Origin of the sequence: Singulisphaera sp. GP187, assembly GCF_900129635.1 — a bacterium.
Classification (GTDB): Bacteria; Planctomycetota; Planctomycetia; order Isosphaerales; family Isosphaeraceae; genus Singulisphaera.
In genome coordinates this window covers 802,268-817,370 of sequence record NZ_FSRB01000001.1, presented here as the reverse complement: position 1 = coordinate 817,370, position 15,103 = coordinate 802,268, and the positions used below count along the sequence as shown (strand labels likewise).

The following is a 15,103-nucleotide window of genomic DNA, read 5'->3' as shown; positions in this document are numbered from 1 at the left end:
GCCACGGGCCAATCGGGTTGCTCCCGTGCCCAGGTTGGCGCCACCCGTTCCGGATCTTGACGAACAGCCCCAGGGCTCCCAAATCTCCAAGCCTACGCCAACAACCGATCGCGCCCTGATTCCCACGGGATTCTGTCACCGTGAAGGCGAGCATGAAACGGTCCTGCTGGGAGCTGCCGGCTTCCTCACTGGTATGCCACCATGCACTAACCTAATTGATTCGTCGTTCTTCGCTCCCATTCGCTTGATGATTTTAAGCACTCCTCTCAATTCACGTGTCAATTCCCCAACGTTTCGATTCGTATTTTAAGAGGAGACTTACCCACCGGATGTGTGAGCTCTGGAAGTCCGTCGAACCGGGGGTGGGGGTCGCGGCCACCCCTTGGGTGTCGGGCGGTACGTCGTAGGTTTCCTTGAGGAAGCCGCGGCAACGGATATCGCAACAAGAACCACAGCTACAGGTAACATCATGAACAACCACAAAAGCGAGAGACGGCGGGCGCGGGGGCGAGTCTTTCACGCGGAGGTTCTCGAGGGGCGGGCGCTCCTGACGGCGGCAACCGAGTCGTTCACCGGGCCGGCGCTGAGTGGTTTGATCGCGGAGGCCTGGAGGGGGAAAAACACATCCGCGGCGGCGATCAACCTGATGGTCGGATCGCTCCAGACCCAGCTCACCAAGGGGCCGCTCGCCGACCTGACGTCGGGAGCCGTGGACGGCAACGGCTTCATCCAGGAGGTTCAGAACCTGGAGGCGAGCTTCGAGCAGGACGTCGACCGGCAACTCCTCCCCCACTTCGCCAACGTCGACACGATGATCAAACTCCAGGGGCAACGGGTCGTCGCCGACCTGATCGCCTTGAACCAGCAGGACAGCGTCGGACTGCTCCTCAACACCGACCTCGCGGCGTCGGCCAAGACGACGATCGCGAGCCTGACGGACGGCCCGATCCACGCGCTCGGCACGCCGGCCGGTGTATACAGCTCGACCACCCAGCGCTTCGAGTCCAACCTAAAAAGTCTAGTCCAGGCCCTGGGCACTTCAGCGACCACCCCCTTGACGGTCGCACAGGTGGCCGCCACGCTCACGGCCGAGGCGGAAGCCTATCGCGCCGAGATCCACGCCGCGGCCCAGGTGACACACCCTCAAATCTCCGCCGCGGTCGACAAGGCGGTCACGAACCTGGAGAACACCGCCGCCTCAATCGCTGCGAGTGGAACGACTGACGCACAGGCGAAATTCACGACCGCCATCACCACGTTCGACACGGCAATCCTCGACAACAACGGCCTCTTCGGGCCGCGAGGGGCCGTCAGCCGAGTTGTGGCGCAGCGTGGTTTTCTCCCGGCGAACCCGACGGCCCACCGGCCTTCGACAACGCTCAGCAAGGTGTCGGGGACGGCGGAGAGCGGAGGCAATGCCACCCTGACCGCGACCCTGACCTCGGCTGCCAGTGGCACTGGAGTCGCAGGTTCGACCGTTGAATTCACGCTCGACGGCGCTTACGCCGGCATCGCCGTGACCGACGCCAACGGGGTCGCGACCCTCACCAACGTCGCGACCACGGCCTCAGCGGGCACCGACGTCGGGAGCGTCTACGCCCGCTTCGCAGGCAACATCGGTTTCAAGCCCAGCATCGGCAGTGGCGATTTGACCGTCAGCTAACCGGAACTGGCAACCGCGCTGAGCACGGTCTCGGGCACGGCGACAACAGGGACGCAGCTCGTTTTGCCAACCCCCATTCCGACTTCAAAACGAGTTGCATCCCTGTGTCATACCCCTCTGTCTCAATCATCGAAATACACTTCCGCTAAGTGGGTCTTCCGCAGAATCAGGAGCTGCACGACAATAAACTACCGAATTGACGGTTTAGGTCGGGGGTGGACTTCATAGTTCCATTCGCCATGAAATTTGTTTCGCTTGATGTGCACTTCCGAAAGTTCCTGGTCGCTGACTTTGCGACCTTTTTCATAGGCTTCGGAATCCAGCCACGCATGGACTTCCAGCCCCTCTTGCGTTGTCGTGGAGCCGATCAGACTCACCACGATCTCCAGTGTCTCCAGCGGAATGCCCTGCCAATTGCGGGTGATGTGGCAGAACAGTCGGTGCTCGATCTTGTTCCATTTGCTGGTGCCTGGGGGGAAATGACAGACCTCGATAATCATCTGCAACTCATCAGCCAGGCGTTGAAGTTCCGTCAGCCACAGGCGGGTGCGCGGACTGTTGCTGCCACCGCTGTCGGCTGTGATCAGCAGTCGCCGCGGCGATCGATACCGCCGGCTGCCCAAACGCCGCCACCAGCGACGGATGGCCGCCGTCGCGAACTCAGCCGTGTCGTGACTGATTCCGATGGAAACACCAGCCTCGTTGTGTTTCAAATCATACACGCCGTACGGCACCGCCTTGCCCAAACTCTTGTCGGGAAAATCGTGCGTCTTCACTTGGACCGGCTGACCTTTGCGCCGATACGTTTTTCCGGAATTCTTGAGGTTTCCCAGCGTTTCCTTCTTCTTCGTGTCGATGGAAATCGCCGGCTCGCCACGGCGCTGCTGGGCCTTGACGCGGCGTGCGATCTGCTCAAACTGGGCGTTGCGATCGGGATGCTGCGTCCCTTCCAGCGTCTTGCGGTTGGACTGCAGACTGTAGCCCCGCGACTTCAGCAGTTCGCCGACCTTCGTGCTGCCGATTTGGAAACCCTGAGCCGTCAATTCCCGTTCCAGAACCCGCGTGCTTTTGCACGTCCATCTCAGCGGCGACATGGGGTCGCCGCGCGTCACGGGTTCGACCAGAGCTTCCAACGCTCGTGTCAGTTCCGGCTGCGAGTCCTCACGCGAGCGGCGTCCGCCTCCCGGCTTTCGCTGACGGCCAAAGGAAAGTGCCTCTGGATCGTCCAACTCTCGAATCCCATTGCGCACAGTCCGATCCGAGATGCCAGTGGCCACCGCCACCGCCGTCACGCCTCCGCGACCAAGCGACCGCGCTTCGGCCGCGGCCCATCTCCGTCGCCCGCGTTCGTCAAGGTCGGTGACGATGGCGAGATACTTGTGACGAATCCATTCGATCAGGTTGGTGTCCGGCATCCCCGCACCATTGCCGTGCATCACATTTTCTACAAGACTACTTTCGGTAGTTTATTGTCGTGCAACTCCTCAGTGGGTGCTTGAGAGGAAGAGGAAGCGGTAGGGGTCACGGGCAGGATGGGGCGTCGGGTTCAGCGCCTCCCGATCAAGAACGAGATGTGTATTGGAGAATCTGGAGCGGAGCGGTTTCGACTGAGGTGGAAAAGAAATGGACGCCTTGATCGACACGTTCGAGCGATAGCCGTACGGGACCGATGCGTTGGAGGATGGTCTCGATTCGACCCCCGGAAGGGGGGGACACGGGTACTGGCACCAGGCGAGCCGGATGCAACATCGATGTGTTCATCAAGGACGGTGCAATGTCCGAAGAGCAAGCCCTACGTCCCGGGATCTCCCCGACCGGCCGCGGCAGCTGCGTGGTCATGCAAGCAGATCGTGGCCAGGAGCTCTTGCAGCGCTCGCCGGACTGCCCTGTCGGCTTGTTCGCTCGGCGCCATTCGCCACGGCTCACCTTTTCCCACCGCGCGGGATGGCGGCAACCTGATGCTCGTCTTTATACACAATGAGCCCAGCGAAATTTGTCTTGATAAGTTCGATTGAAAAATTATATTCTTTGAGGATGTTTGCGAGCGCCCACATTGGCCTGACAAGTGGAGAGTCTTGGTAATACCAGAAGATTGCCTGACTCGGAATCTCATCGGCCGGAGGGGCATAAAGATATTCAGAGAACCATGAAAGCGTCCTATCGAGCCGCGCTCGATCACGTGGGTCGAGTTCGCCTTGGTCCCGCAGATAGCCCGCCGCGGAGAACAGGCCCACCTGCCGGGAAAACCCCGGGAGCTTCTGATGAACGACAAACCGAATAAGACATGCTTGCATGTTGATCAATCGCAGGGATTTCCGAACTAGGGGTTTTCCGCAGAGGCTGTGGATGCATGAGCGGAAGAGAAATCCGCCTTGAGAGAAAGGACCACATCCTGGGGCACCGCTCGGTCAAGATGGAGTAACCACGCTTCATCATGACTAAGCGGCCGGACGGAATCTTTTTGGAGTTTTTGATGGAAGGTGCTCGCCGTAGTTGGAGAACCCAGTCTCCACGGCGTTCCGCAATTCACAGCGTGTCGGAAAGCTCCGTTGAGGGATCTCCTGATGCTTCACCTGTCGGAACACCGACTCGATCAGGTTCAACTCCGGACTATACGGCGGCAGGTAGTAGAGATAGATTCCCGATGCCGCCAACTCCTGACGGGCCTGTCGGATCACCGCGCTCGTGTGGAAGCTGGCATTGTCCAGTACCACGACACGCGGGCGACTCGACCATGGCAACGCCTTCAAGAATCCAAGCAGGTCATACGAATCCCAGGTCCGCTCGGCCGTGAACACCTCCAGCCGTGGCGTGCGGCCATAGGGCCGATAGGCGGCCATCGCGTTGACCCGGCGCCGTTGCGAAGCCTCGTAGCGGATGAACTTGCGCTGCTTGGGTAACGACCAGCTATAGCCGACCGGCAGGGTGGGAGCGAAGCCGCACTCGTCGAGGAAGTAGAGCGTCAAATCCCCGTTGTCCGCCTTCGCCTTGAGGTTGTCCAGGATGTGGCCGGCTCGCTCCACTTTGACCGGATCCTGCTTATGCTTCAGGGTCCAGGCCGTGCGGTGGTAACTGGCCTGGATTCGCTTGAGGTGGCGGCGGACCTGCTTGGAACCCAGGACGATCCCCTGCTCGGCGAGAGCTTGACTGAGTTGCCGACTGGTCCAGGTTCGCTCCTCGGCAAGCAACCGCCTCAACTCGTCGGCCACCCGGTCGCGATTGGCGAGGTTGGGGGCGGGTCCCGAGCGGAAGGGATACAGCGCCTCGAGGCCGCGGGCGAGGAACGCCCGGAGGACGTCGCGAACGGTCTGGCCACAGACCCCCAGGTGGATGGCAATGCGAGGGGCCGACCAGCCCGCGTCGGAGAGGAGGATCATTTCGACACGATCACGGACCCGCGGCGGAATCGGGTTCCGGCGCAAGGCTTGGAGTTCATCACGGGTTGCGTCGTCAATTGGTGTGCGAATCATACTGAATTATAGGGGGACCGAGTCCACCCGCTTAGGAAGGACCCAGGATGCGTATCCGGACGATCCTCAATCGCGTCGAGAAGTTCAAATCGTTCTCCTATACGGCCGGGCGTGCCTGGAGCAACGGGACGACGGCCCGGCCCTGGTCGTCCAGGCCCCGCCCCGGAAGAGTGCCCGGGGCGCGGTTTCCTCGGGCGCCGTGGAGGCGCTCAACAACAAGGTGAAACTGGTGACAAGGAAGTCGTACGGCTTCCGAACCTCGGGAGTGGCTAAACTGGCTTGACTTCACAACCTCGGCCGACTTCCCGAACCGGAACGCACCCACAGATTCTGCTGACGAGGCTCAAAACCAAGCCCTGATACAATCGGGCCTTCCCCAAACCCCAACAGGAGCCTCCCATGAAGCGATTCGCTGCGTTCGCCTTGGTTATCCTCTCCTGCGCCCCGGGCAAACGCCCAGTTCGGAGGCATGGGCGGACGCCCCGCGACACAGGCCCCGAGCATAGACAGCGCTGAGCATCGGCGGGTTCGGCGGCGGAATGGGCGGGATCGGCAGCGGTGGGCTCAGGTAATGCGCTGTCGAGTGAGTCCGATGGTGCTCGTCTGAAACACGTCGGGCGCTCACGCTGTTCGCTCGCCAAACCCTCCTCACGCCCCGATCCATGCTCAGCGACCTGCCTTTTCTCTCGCCAGACGGGCCTCAGCCTCTAACCGGAAGTAGCGGGCGACATCCCGATAGCGGCTCGCGGCGGCGGGGTTGATCTCTCGCAAAGCTTCGACACCAGCATCGACGAATCCCTTCCTGAACTTGTCTATCTCTTTTAACAGTGGGTGATCCGCCAATTCCTTGCGGGCCATCTTGCCCGACTCGACCGCCATCATCCGGTCAAGGTGTGTCTGAGCCGCGACCACGCGACCGGCCTGGTCGACCGCAGCGTCGCATTCGGCCTCCATCCAGCGGACGGACCACTTATGCAGTTCCTCGGCCATCACCTCGTTGAGGAGAGGGTCTTCCGACGTATTGTTGAGCTCGACCTGAGGAGGAGCGAAGCGCAGCTCGAGACCCTTGACGATTCGCCCCTTGTAGATCCGTTTCGCCAGCTCAACACGCTCCCGGGCCCCATCTGACGGTTTGTCCTCGCCCCTTGCGTGCGACAGTCCGAGAATCGCAAAACTGGCCGTGATTAAGACAAGGCTCTTCACAGCAACTGCCCCTTTCCGAACTCGACCTCAACCGATTCCCCCTTGTCAACACAGAAGATCGTCAACGTTGAGCGGGAGCACTGCAAGCGGATTCCTTACACTTCCCAAGTCCGAACTCATCATCCACCCGCTGCTTTTCGTCCTCGACAGGTCCGTCTTCCGCACTGCATGAATGCCCCGGCAGGGGCGGGTTTGAGTAACCAGAGTTTGAGCAGCCAAGCACCTCAACTGGGAGACTTGGCAAATCTTAAAAAGAGGTGAACCCCATTTGCACACACGATTGCAACTTTCCCTTGGCAAAAGAGGTATAATCAGCTAAGCTTAGCTAAATCAGGAGGACATCATGGAAATCGCCAACATCCACGAAGCCAAGTCCCAGCTCTCCAAGCTGGTCGAACATGCCATGAACGGCGAAGAGGTCATCATCGCCAAGGCCGGTCAGCCGATGGTCCGCCTGGTGCCCATCCACGCCGACGATTCACCCCGCGTCGGCGGGCAGTGGAAAGGCCGCGTCCGCATCGCCGACGATTTCGACGCCTTGCCCGACGACATCGCCGCCGCCTTCGGCATCGAACCGCAATGACGCTGCTGCTCGACACCCATGCGTTTCTCTGGTGGCTCGACGATCCCCAGCTCCTTTCCAAAGCCGCCAGGAAGGCGATTGGCGACGGCAAGAACACCGTCTACGTTTCCGCCGCCGTCGTCTGGGAAATCGCCATCAAGCGGGCCCTGGGCAAGCTTGACGCTCCTCATGACCTGGAAGCGGCCATGACGGCTAATCGCTTTCTCCCGTTGCCTGTCACCGTGCCGCACGCTTTGGCCGTCGAAACCCTGCCCAATCACCACCGCGACCCGTTCGACCGCTTGCTGATCGCCCAGGCCCGCCACGAGGGGTTCAAATTCGTCAGCCGCGATCGCCATGTCGCACGCTACGGTGTGCCCCACATCATCGCCTGATAGGCTAAAATGGTAACCGAGTCGGGTGTGGCCAGTAGATCGCTAACCACGAAAGCCCAAAAACCACCAAGCTCTATGATCGTAGCCAGCGACCAGAATACGCTCGGTGCAGTCGTGCGGAGCGAAAACTAAACAGAGCAGAAGGCTTCAAATGGACGAAGGACCGGAATATGCAATCAGTTATTCTACACGTCGCGATATTTTTGATGCACTAAAATTTGATAACCATTGCTGGTCGGGCCAACTACCAGACGCAGCATTCCTTTCGCGTATTTACAATCTTAATCTACTACCATCAAGCGATCACCGTCATCCCACAGCAGCAGGCGACATTGTTCGCCATCGTGAGTGGAATGACGATTGGCCAGATGACTGGATTCTTACCGATGACAGGTTCGATCTGCTCAACGTTTCGGACGCGACTTTTTTACGTTTTCTTACCGAAATGGTCCATCCCCTTGTCCAGCCAGACCCAAAAGTCTCGACAGCTATCGTGGAAATTCTCAATGGCTATTTGCATGATTCTGGCTGGGCCTTCATCCGGAAACGCGAGATAGCGGGAAAGCCGATTTTTGAGGCTCAGCGATTTCCCGATTCCGTGCTTCCAACGAATATCCCCCCACCTAGCCCTAGCCAGGAACAACGGGCGACGTTCATTCCTACCGCCACGTTTACCCCCTCCCTCCAGCCAGCTGAGCCAGTGCCGACACCGTCCGCACCCACTCAGTCACGCACCAAAGTATTTGTCAGCTACAGCCATCAAGATATCGATTGGATGAAGCGTTTGCGTGTTCATTTAGCTCCGCTTGAACGCGATGGCAAGGTAGATCGCTGGGACGATACCAGAATCAGAACCAGCCAGCTCTGGCGGGAGGAAATCCATAAGGCCATCGACGCGACCAAAGTGGCGGTTTTGCTGGTCAGTGCCGATTTTCTTGCATCAACCTTCATTGCCGACAACGAACTGCCGCCTTTGCTCGCGGCCGCCAAATATGATGGTGCGTTCATCATGCCGGTGATCGTCAGTCCTTGCCGCTTCTCAGCGACACCCGTCCTGTCCGATTTTCAGGCGGTCAATAGCCCATCCCAGCCACTTGTTGCGTTGCGTAGGGCTAGACGCGAAGCGTTATGGGTCAAGTTGACCAACGATATCGAAGATGCCTTGTCAGGGAAGCTTCACTGATTCCCGCTCAATCCGCCGCTACGGCGTTTCGCATATCGTTGTGTAGCAGTAAGATAGGGTGAATATCCACTGGCTGTAGGAGAGCTTGAATGTCGACGGCGATTCTGGTCCTTCAGGTTATCACGCTCCTAGGAGGGATCGCTGCCGGATTACTCCTCAAGAATTACCTTCCTTCGACATGACCGAGAAAGGCAAAAATCTAGCGACCAAAGAAGACGTCGCAGATATTACACATAAAATTGGAAGCAGGTTTGAGTGGCCAGACACCTCAGTTGGGAGACTTGGCGGATTTTGGAAGAATAGGCAGATTGTTGCCGGCCCGTTGAATTCACCAGGTTTCCCGTCATGCCCGCTTTGAGAGCCTGGCTGCCGAAGTCTGGAAGGCGGCAAACCTCTCGCGGAGTTGGTCGGTTGACGCGCCAGTCTCATCCCATGTGTTCGACTTCCCTCCGCCAACGTGAAAGACCCCCGATGACATGCAGCCAGAACTCAAGTCAGGTCAGACCCCGCTCCCCGATGCTGTCCAGGCTGCGCGCCTCGTTGCCACTCGCCAAGGCTTGGGCCGGGGTCTGGCTCGGAATGCTGTCGATCCTTGCCCTGGGAACCACGGTGACCGTGTACGCGCAGGATTCCGCGAAGCCGGCCTGGAAGTATTCGGCGGACCTGATGCGACCGTTCTGGCAAGGCACGGTCATGGAAGGGGAGTCGGTCCTGTTCATCCGGGATGACAAGACCGGTGAAGCGCGGGCCTCGGTGCTCTTCCCGATCCAGCAAGTGCAGGCCGTCCGTAATTCCGCCGGCGACGTCATGTACAAGGAAGGCCAGGATTATCTCTGGAAGCCGGGATCCCGCGAGATCGTCCTTCCACCCGGCTCCCGGATCGTTGCGTCGACCGCCGCGGCACTACGGCGACCTGCGAAGACTCAGCAATACGAACTGACGCACCGCGACGGTGACGGTGAAATCCTCTTCGGCGCGCGGCTCGAGTATCACGAGTTGCAGTCGTGCATCACCTATTCCCACGCCCCGGATCTCTGGACCGCGCCCGTGCCGACACCCAACCCGAAGGCGCTGCCGCGCACCGTCCACAAGCTGGCGACCAAGCAACCCGTGCGGATCGTGATATTGGGCGACAGTATCTCGACCGGCTGCAACGCTTCGGGTTGGGCCGAGGGGGCCCCGTTCCAGCCCGCCTATCCCGACCTCTTGCGCCTCCATCTCGAGAAGCTTTATCAGAGCCAGGTGCAGGTCACGAACCTCTCGGTCGGTGGAATGGACACGGCCTGGGCGTTGACGATGGTCGACAAGGTCGTCGAGCCCCGCCCCGACCTCGTCATCGTGGCCTTCGGGATGAACGACGCCGCGGGACGACCGGCGCGGGAGTATCAGGCTAACATCGAAGGGGTCATCTCCAAAGTCCGTGAACGACTCCCCGACACCGAGTTCATCCTCGTGGCCACAATGCTCGGCAACCGAGGCTGGACCCGGCTCCGGCACGAACTCTTCCCCGAATACCGTGACGCCCTGGCGAAACTCCGCGGTCCCGGCATCGCCCTGGCGGATCTGACCTCGGTCTGGACCCGTTTCCTGGAGCTCAAGCAAGACTGGGACCAGACCGGAAACGGCGTGAACCACCCGAACGACTTCGGCCACCGCGTCTATGCCCAGGTGATCGCAACACTCCTGGCTCCGAACGTGGAGCCATGAATCTCGTGGAACTGAGCCGAGGTAGGTGGGAACACAGTACTCGCGATGAAACCAGAATGCGGGCGGGGCGCCCGCGGTCCCAGGGAATTCAACCGAGACGGAACACGCTGGCGAGGTCGCGCCGGGGAGGCGCGACCCCGTCCAAGGTGTGCAGGGATCGTCAGCGTCTTGTCTGCTGAGGGAGGGGAACGGGGAGCGATCCGCTCCCCGCTCGCCTTTGGGGAATTCTCAGGTGGGACGATCCAGGCCAAGGGGCAATGGGCGGCTCAGACCACGGTCCGGAAGTACTCCAGGGTCCGCTTCAAGCCTTCGGCCCGGTCGATGGTGGGGTTCCAGCCGAGCAATTGCTGGGCCCGGGTGATGTCGGGGCGGCGGCGTTTGGGGTCATCCTGGGGCAGCGGGTTGTAGATGATCGTGCTCTTGGTCGTCGGGACCATGGCGATGATCTCTTTCGCGAGTTCGAGCACGGTCAATTCCGACGGGTTGCCGATGTTGACCGGCTCGGAAAAATCGGCGTGGAGCAGCCGATAGATGCCGTCGACGAGGTCGGTGACGTAGCAGAAGCTGCGGGTCTGGTCCCCTTGACCGAAGACGGTGAGCGACTCGTCCCGGAGCACCTGGCCCATGAAGGCGGGGAGGACCCGGCCGTCGTTGAGTCGCATCCGAGGGCCGTAGGTGTTGAAGATCCGGACGATCCGGGTCTTCACGCCGTGGTAACGGTGGTAGGCCATCGTGATCGCCTCGGCGAACCGCTTGGCCTCGTCGTAGCAACCGCGCGGGCCGATCGGGTTGACGTTGCCCCAGTAATCCTCGCGCTGGGGGTGGATCTCGGGGTCGCCGTAGACCTCCGACGTGCTCGCCAGCAAGAACCGGGCGTCTTTCGCTTTGGCCAGGCCGAGGGCGTTGTGCGTGCCCAAGGCGCCGACTTTGAGGGTCGGGATGGGATGGGCCAGGTAGTCGGCCGGGCTCGCCGGGCTGGCGAAGTGGAGCACATTGTCCACCGCTCCGTCGACCTGGAGCGGCTCGGAGATGTTGTGCTCGATGAACTGGAACTTGGGGTCGTTCATCAGATGAACGATATTGCGGCGATGCCCTGTCAGAAGGTTATCGACACAGAGGACCTCGTCCCCTTCGGCCAAGAACCGCTCGCAGAGATGCGAGCCCACGAAACCCGCGCCGCCGGTGATTACCGTTCTCATCGCACTCTTCCATCCGCTTTGGCGTCCGAAGACGTAGGAGGTAAGTCTTATGTTGTCACGATCCGGGGCGCCACCATACAGTTTGCCCCCCTGCCTTGACAATCCAGGGTGAGGTCCGGCATCAGCCGGAAGACCGGGACGACCCGAACAGGTAACGGCCGAGTTCGCGCAGCCAGAGCGAGAAACCGCGCGGTCGGGAAGGAAATCCCACGATCGTTGGGTGCGAGTGGGCTGGCAACGGCGCGTAATGGCCGAACGGCCGGCCTTCCACTTGATACCCAGCGACCCGCAGCTGCATCACCATCAAGTCGGCCGCCCCGGTGTTATGGCTGTGAACGTAAAACTGGGTGGGGGTCAGGTGAGGATGCGCCTCGAGGCAGAGCCAGCGCACGACTTCCATCCCACAATCGTCCCGGCCGCAATCGACGAACGTTTCTCCCCCAAGATCGTGATCGAGGTGGACCTCGTCCCACTCCTCCTCGAGCCGCAGAAGGCACTCTTCCACCGTGGAGACCCAGACGGCGTGGGGGACCTCCGCAAGAAAGATCGCGGCCCGGCCCGGGTCATCGTCGAGGAACAGGACGCGACTCCGTGATGACTGCGCAGGGGACTGACCCATCGGCAACCGATACAAATGATCAGGGGGCATAAAATTCATCTCCGAGACATCTCATCGGTGTCTCGACCTGAACGGTTCGGCGGCTCGGTCCCAACCGTGGCGGCCCCCTCCCCTTCCCTATCCTTATCGCTTTCGCTTTCCGCTTCCCCGTCGGCAAGGCCTTGCCATCGGGTCCGGAATTCGGGCAGCGGATATTCGACGATCGGTAAGTCGACGGACATGAGTTCAAGGAGCCGGAGATAGCCGCGCGTGACACGCGCTTCCTCGGCCGCCACGAAATCCGGGTCGAGTTCCGACTTCGCGAAGAATCCCTCGACCGTGACGGCGGGGAAACTGTCCGCCACGATGAACTGGGCCAGCGACGGGTTGCACGCCAGATGCCGTTCCGGCCTGACGTGGAGGGTCTCGGGGTCAACCTCACCGAGGACATAACGCAGGTAGAGGTCGGACTGCGTGAGATCCTCGACATCCTGGCCACAGACTTCGCAACGATAGCCTTCATCACAGAGGGCCATGACCGACAGCCTCCTTCAGTCAAGGGGAAGGCGAGCGATCAACCGAGCAGGTCGGCCATCGTATAGAGTCGCGGCGGTTTGCCGGCCAGGTACTTGGCGGCGTCGAGTGCGCCCAGGGCAAACCCATCGCGATTCAAGGCGCGATGCGAGAGTTCCAGGCACTCCCCCATCAGTCCGAAGACGATCGTGTGCTCACCCGGATTGTCCCCCGTCCGAAGCGCATGAATTCCGATCTCACCGCGCGGACGCTCGCCAACCTCGCCCTGCCTGCCATGAACGAACTGCGACGAACCGACCGCGTCCCCGACGATCTCGGCCAGACGGAGGGCGGTCCCGCTCGGGGCGTCCTTCTTAAAATGATGGTGCCGTTCGAAGATCTCGATGTCGGCCGAGTCTCCCAGGGCACGAGCGGCCTCGCCCGCGAGTCGCATCAGCAAGTTGACCGCTCGGCTCAGGTTGGGCGAGATCAACAAGGCGATCTTGGCACTCGCCTGCTCCAAGGCCTTCCGTTGCTCCGGTTCGAATCCGGTGGTGCCGATGACCATCGGCACGCCCAGTTCCGCGCAAACCTTGGCCATCGCCAGCGTTCCGGCGGGCAACGAAAAATCGATCACGACATCCACGGGGCCGTTTAGCGACCCCGAGAGCGGCACGCCCAGGGGACCGAGACCAGCGAGCGTTCCGGCGTCCTCGCCGAGCTTGGGATGGTCGGGCCGATCCACGGCCGCGGCCAGGCGAAGTCCAGGATCCGCCTGGATCAACTGGATGAGTCGAACGCCCATCCGTCCCGTAGCCCCGTTGATGGCAACGTTCAGCGCAGGTGAACCCACAGTGCAAACGCCTCTTCTCAGCCCACGGAATAACGCACGAGCCACATCAAACATGATAAAGAGCGGCGCCGATCGCCGCTACCTCGGATCCGCTCCATTCATGATCCCCGCCGATCGCGTTGGGGGGGATCACCGAAAGTCGTAGCCGGGTAGGTGATCCAGATGCTCAGGATCAACGCGGAACGCATGGTCCAACGACCTCCCCAGACTGCCCATCGTGATCTGTCAGTCTGTACGCGCCGTCCCAGCGTCGTCTGGTGCTCGACGCCGTTCGGGCACATACTGGATGAACTCGATCGTCACCCCGTCCGGCCCGCGCACGTAGATCAGGCGCATGCCGTCTCGCTCGCCACCTTGGACCGTTTGTGGTTCCGCGACCGGCATCCAGCCGGCCTCCGCCACACGAACCAGCGCGACGTCGAGGTCATCGACGTAGAGCCCGATATGGACCGAGCCGATGTCACACGACCGAGGCCTGATGAGCTTGCGGTCCGCCGGGGCCAGATATTCGAGCAACTCGACCCTGTGTCCGTAGCCTTCGACCATGGCCACGGACATCGCGGCACCTTTCACTCCTACGAGATTCTCGATGAAAGGAGTGTTCTCGAACTTCCAGGTATAGCGCTGCTGGAATCCCAGAACGTCGACCCAGAAATCGAGCGCATCCTTGAGCGACGACACCGTGATGCCGGTATGATCGACCTTCGAGATCGCGACCGGCGACTTTGCGCCCGGGGCGTTGGAGATGGGGGCGGTCATTTTGACTCCCCGTGACGCGGCCAGAAGCTCGCGAGCTGCTCGCAAATGAAGTCGGACTTTTCTTCGAACACCCAATGACCGCATTCCTCGATCACGCCGCCTTCCGCGCTGACCGAGATCGCCTTCGCGCTGTCGATGCAATGCGACCCGAAAGAACGCACGCCGCCCCAGGCGAGCATCGGCACCTGCAGCGTCTCCCGCGTCAGTTCCGCCGTCTGCTCCGCCATCTGCGGGATGTAGCCGTAATGGTTGAGGCTGGCGCGCAGATTGCCCGGCTGGCGCATTTGAATGACATAACGCTCGACCTCTTCCTCGGGTACCGCGTCGGGGTTGTAGGCGAAATCGCGGAAGAAATGCCTCAAATACCGATCCTCACGTCCCTCGACGAGGAAGGCCGTGACCCCAATATTCATATGCATATCACGATATCAATATGGCACGCGGGGATCGACATAGCCGGGGAAATCGAGCCCGAAGAACGACGTTTCGATCGTGGAGAGCGAGCGCGCGATCGCCCGCCATGTAGGCCAGCGCGACAGAGGGCGGGCCACCCAGATCATGGCTCAGGATGTGAAACGTGTTGACGCCTTCGGCCGCAAGAAGCTCCAGCATATCCTGGGCGATCGTCTTCGGCTCGTAGCCCGAAAACGGCTTGTCGCTGTCGGCGAAACCCCGCAGATCAGGTACGATAAATTGATACTGGCCTGCAAGCTTGTCGATCAGTGGCAAAAATTCGCGATAGTTCTGAGGCCAACCGTGCATGCCGAGCACGACCGGTCCGTCGCCGGCGACGATGTAGTGAAGATGGACGCCGTTCACGACCGCGCGCTTGCTGACGTGCTTGGTCATGGCTTGTCCTTTTCGTGCGAGCTGTTGCCCGTCGAGGAACTCGGGGCGTGTTCCGTCGAGGCCGGTCTCCGTAGGCCCAATCTGGTTGAAGTTCTTCGTGTATGCTCGAAGGAAACAGGCGGTGACGCCCTAGGTTTCACAAATTTTGG

The 15,103-nt window shown here is 60.8% G+C and carries 17 protein-coding genes; 6 read left to right on the top strand and 11 right to left on the bottom strand.

What is annotated here, in order from left to right; all coding sequences use genetic code 11:
• Window positions 1–469: 469 nt before the first annotated feature.
• Window positions 470–1,663: an Ig-like domain-containing protein gene (locus BUS42_RS03280; RefSeq protein WP_074305230.1), complete on the top strand. Its 1,194-nt coding sequence runs from the start codon at window positions 470–472 to the stop codon at window positions 1,661–1,663.
• Between the two features lie 188 nt (window positions 1,664–1,851).
• On the opposite strand, the gene BUS42_RS03275 is transcribed toward BUS42_RS03280, so the two are convergent.
• The 3 genes from BUS42_RS03275 to BUS42_RS42475 form a co-directional block, all read right to left on the bottom strand.
• Window positions 1,852–3,078, bottom strand: a complete 1,227-nt coding sequence (locus BUS42_RS03275; protein ID WP_074310628.1) for an ISAzo13 family transposase — start codon at window positions 3,076–3,078, stop codon at window positions 1,852–1,854.
• Between the two features lie 507 nt (window positions 3,079–3,585).
• The gene (locus BUS42_RS03270; RefSeq protein ID WP_143206226.1) at window positions 3,586–3,957 is read right to left on the bottom strand and encodes a hypothetical protein; all 372 of its coding nucleotides are present in this window, start codon (window positions 3,955–3,957) and stop codon (window positions 3,586–3,588) included.
• 144 nt (window positions 3,958–4,101) lie between these two features.
• Window positions 4,102–5,040: an IS630 family transposase gene (locus BUS42_RS42475; RefSeq protein WP_159452156.1), complete on the bottom strand. Its 939-nt coding sequence runs from the start codon at window positions 5,038–5,040 to the stop codon at window positions 4,102–4,104.
• Between BUS42_RS42475 and BUS42_RS46275 the strand changes: the two genes are divergently transcribed.
• On the top strand, window positions 4,994–5,416 hold the full coding sequence (locus tag BUS42_RS46275) for a transposase (RefSeq protein WP_143206224.1): 423 nt from the start codon (window positions 4,994–4,996) through the stop codon (window positions 5,414–5,416). The genes BUS42_RS42475 and BUS42_RS46275 overlap by 47 nt on opposite strands.
• Window positions 5,417–5,799: 383 nt before the next feature.
• On the opposite strand, the gene BUS42_RS03250 is transcribed toward BUS42_RS46275, so the two are convergent.
• Complete coding sequence (locus tag BUS42_RS03250) at window positions 5,800–6,336, bottom strand: hypothetical protein (RefSeq protein ID WP_074305225.1); 537 nt, start codon at window positions 6,334–6,336, stop codon at window positions 5,800–5,802.
• 343 nt (window positions 6,337–6,679) lie between these two features.
• Between BUS42_RS03250 and BUS42_RS03245 the strand changes: the two genes are divergently transcribed.
• The 4 genes from BUS42_RS03245 (at window position 6,680) to BUS42_RS03230 (ending at window position 10,183) form a co-directional block, all read left to right on the top strand.
• Window positions 6,680–6,919 (top strand): type II toxin-antitoxin system Phd/YefM family antitoxin, encoded by a 240-nt coding sequence (locus BUS42_RS03245; RefSeq protein WP_074305223.1) that lies wholly within the window; start codon window positions 6,680–6,682, stop codon window positions 6,917–6,919.
• Window positions 6,916–7,293: a type II toxin-antitoxin system VapC family toxin gene (locus tag BUS42_RS03240; protein ID WP_074305221.1), complete on the top strand. Its 378-nt coding sequence runs from the start codon at window positions 6,916–6,918 to the stop codon at window positions 7,291–7,293. The genes BUS42_RS03245 and BUS42_RS03240 overlap by 4 nt, the downstream gene beginning before the upstream one ends.
• 151 nt (window positions 7,294–7,444) lie before the next feature.
• Window positions 7,445–8,476 (top strand): AbiJ-related protein, encoded by a 1,032-nt coding sequence (locus BUS42_RS03235; protein ID WP_083670043.1) that lies wholly within the window; start codon window positions 7,445–7,447, stop codon window positions 8,474–8,476.
• Between the two features lie 516 nt (window positions 8,477–8,992).
• Entirely contained in the window at window positions 8,993–10,183 is a 1,191-nt protein-coding gene (locus BUS42_RS03230; RefSeq protein ID WP_159452155.1) for an SGNH/GDSL hydrolase family protein, read from the top strand.
• Between the two features lie 266 nt (window positions 10,184–10,449).
• Here the strand turns inward: BUS42_RS03230 and BUS42_RS03225 are convergent, their stop codons facing one another.
• From BUS42_RS03225 to BUS42_RS03195, 7 genes are all read right to left on the bottom strand, one after another.
• Window positions 10,450–11,382, bottom strand: coding sequence for a UDP-glucuronic acid decarboxylase family protein (locus BUS42_RS03225; protein WP_074305216.1), 933 nt, complete (start codon window positions 11,380–11,382; stop codon window positions 10,450–10,452).
• A gap of 121 nt (window positions 11,383–11,503) precedes the next feature.
• The gene (locus BUS42_RS03220) at window positions 11,504–12,031 is read right to left on the bottom strand and encodes a cyclic-phosphate processing receiver domain-containing protein (protein ID WP_254053273.1); all 528 of its coding nucleotides are present in this window, start codon (window positions 12,029–12,031) and stop codon (window positions 11,504–11,506) included.
• Between the two features lie 5 nt (window positions 12,032–12,036).
• Window positions 12,037–12,516, bottom strand: coding sequence for a hypothetical protein (locus BUS42_RS03215; protein WP_074305212.1), 480 nt, complete (start codon window positions 12,514–12,516; stop codon window positions 12,037–12,039).
• A 38-nt stretch (window positions 12,517–12,554) separates the two neighbouring features.
• Window positions 12,555–13,346, bottom strand: a complete 792-nt coding sequence (gene dapB, locus BUS42_RS03210; protein ID WP_074305210.1) for a 4-hydroxy-tetrahydrodipicolinate reductase — start codon at window positions 13,344–13,346, stop codon at window positions 12,555–12,557.
• A 225-nt stretch (window positions 13,347–13,571) separates the two neighbouring features.
• Window positions 13,572–14,105, bottom strand: coding sequence for a VOC family protein (locus BUS42_RS03205; protein ID WP_074305208.1), 534 nt, complete (start codon window positions 14,103–14,105; stop codon window positions 13,572–13,574).
• Entirely contained in the window at window positions 14,102–14,524 is a 423-nt protein-coding gene (locus BUS42_RS03200) for an alpha/beta hydrolase (RefSeq protein ID WP_074305206.1), read from the bottom strand. Before BUS42_RS03200 ends, BUS42_RS03205 begins: the two co-directional genes overlap by 4 nt.
• Window position 14,525: 1 nt before the next feature.
• The gene (locus BUS42_RS03195; protein WP_074305204.1) at window positions 14,526–14,954 is read right to left on the bottom strand and encodes an alpha/beta fold hydrolase; all 429 of its coding nucleotides are present in this window, start codon (window positions 14,952–14,954) and stop codon (window positions 14,526–14,528) included.
• Between the last annotated feature and the right edge of the window lie 149 nt (window positions 14,955–15,103).

What these genes read in the sequence shown, in the direction of transcription:
- BUS42_RS03280 (WP_074305230.1), top strand. Translation starts at nt 470, where the DNA reads ATGAACAACCACAAAAGCGAGAGACGGCGGGCGCGGGGGCGAGTCTTT.
- BUS42_RS03275 (WP_074310628.1), bottom strand. Translation starts at nt 3,078, where the DNA reads ATGCCGGACACCAACCTGATCGAATGGATTCGTCACAAGTATCTCGCC.
- BUS42_RS03270 (WP_143206226.1), bottom strand. Translation starts at nt 3,957, where the DNA reads ATGCAAGCATGTCTTATTCGGTTTGTCGTTCATCAGAAGCTCCCGGGG.
- BUS42_RS46275 (WP_143206224.1), top strand. Translation starts at nt 4,994, where the DNA reads ATGGCAATGCGAGGGGCCGACCAGCCCGCGTCGGAGAGGAGGATCATT.
- BUS42_RS42475 (WP_159452156.1), bottom strand. Translation starts at nt 5,040, where the DNA reads ATGATCCTCCTCTCCGACGCGGGCTGGTCGGCCCCTCGCATTGCCATC.
- BUS42_RS03245 (WP_074305223.1), top strand. Translation starts at nt 6,680, where the DNA reads ATGGAAATCGCCAACATCCACGAAGCCAAGTCCCAGCTCTCCAAGCTG.
- BUS42_RS03240 (WP_074305221.1), top strand. Translation starts at nt 6,916, where the DNA reads ATGACGCTGCTGCTCGACACCCATGCGTTTCTCTGGTGGCTCGACGAT.
- BUS42_RS03235 (WP_083670043.1), top strand. Translation starts at nt 7,445, where the DNA reads ATGGACGAAGGACCGGAATATGCAATCAGTTATTCTACACGTCGCGAT.
- BUS42_RS03230 (WP_159452155.1), top strand. Translation starts at nt 8,993, where the DNA reads ATGCTGTCCAGGCTGCGCGCCTCGTTGCCACTCGCCAAGGCTTGGGCC.
- BUS42_RS03225 (WP_074305216.1), bottom strand. Translation starts at nt 11,382, where the DNA reads ATGAGAACGGTAATCACCGGCGGCGCGGGTTTCGTGGGCTCGCATCTC.
- BUS42_RS03220 (WP_254053273.1), bottom strand. Translation starts at nt 12,031, where the DNA reads ATGCCCCCTGATCATTTGTATCGGTTGCCGATGGGTCAGTCCCCTGCG.
- BUS42_RS03215 (WP_074305212.1), bottom strand. Translation starts at nt 12,516, where the DNA reads ATGGCCCTCTGTGATGAAGGCTATCGTTGCGAAGTCTGTGGCCAGGAT.
- BUS42_RS03205 (WP_074305208.1), bottom strand. Translation starts at nt 14,105, where the DNA reads ATGACCGCCCCCATCTCCAACGCCCCGGGCGCAAAGTCGCCGGTCGCG.
- BUS42_RS03200 (WP_074305206.1), bottom strand. Translation starts at nt 14,524, where the DNA reads ATGCATATGAATATTGGGGTCACGGCCTTCCTCGTCGAGGGACGTGAG.
- BUS42_RS03195 (WP_074305204.1), bottom strand. Translation starts at nt 14,954, where the DNA reads ATGACCAAGCACGTCAGCAAGCGCGCGGTCGTGAACGGCGTCCATCTT.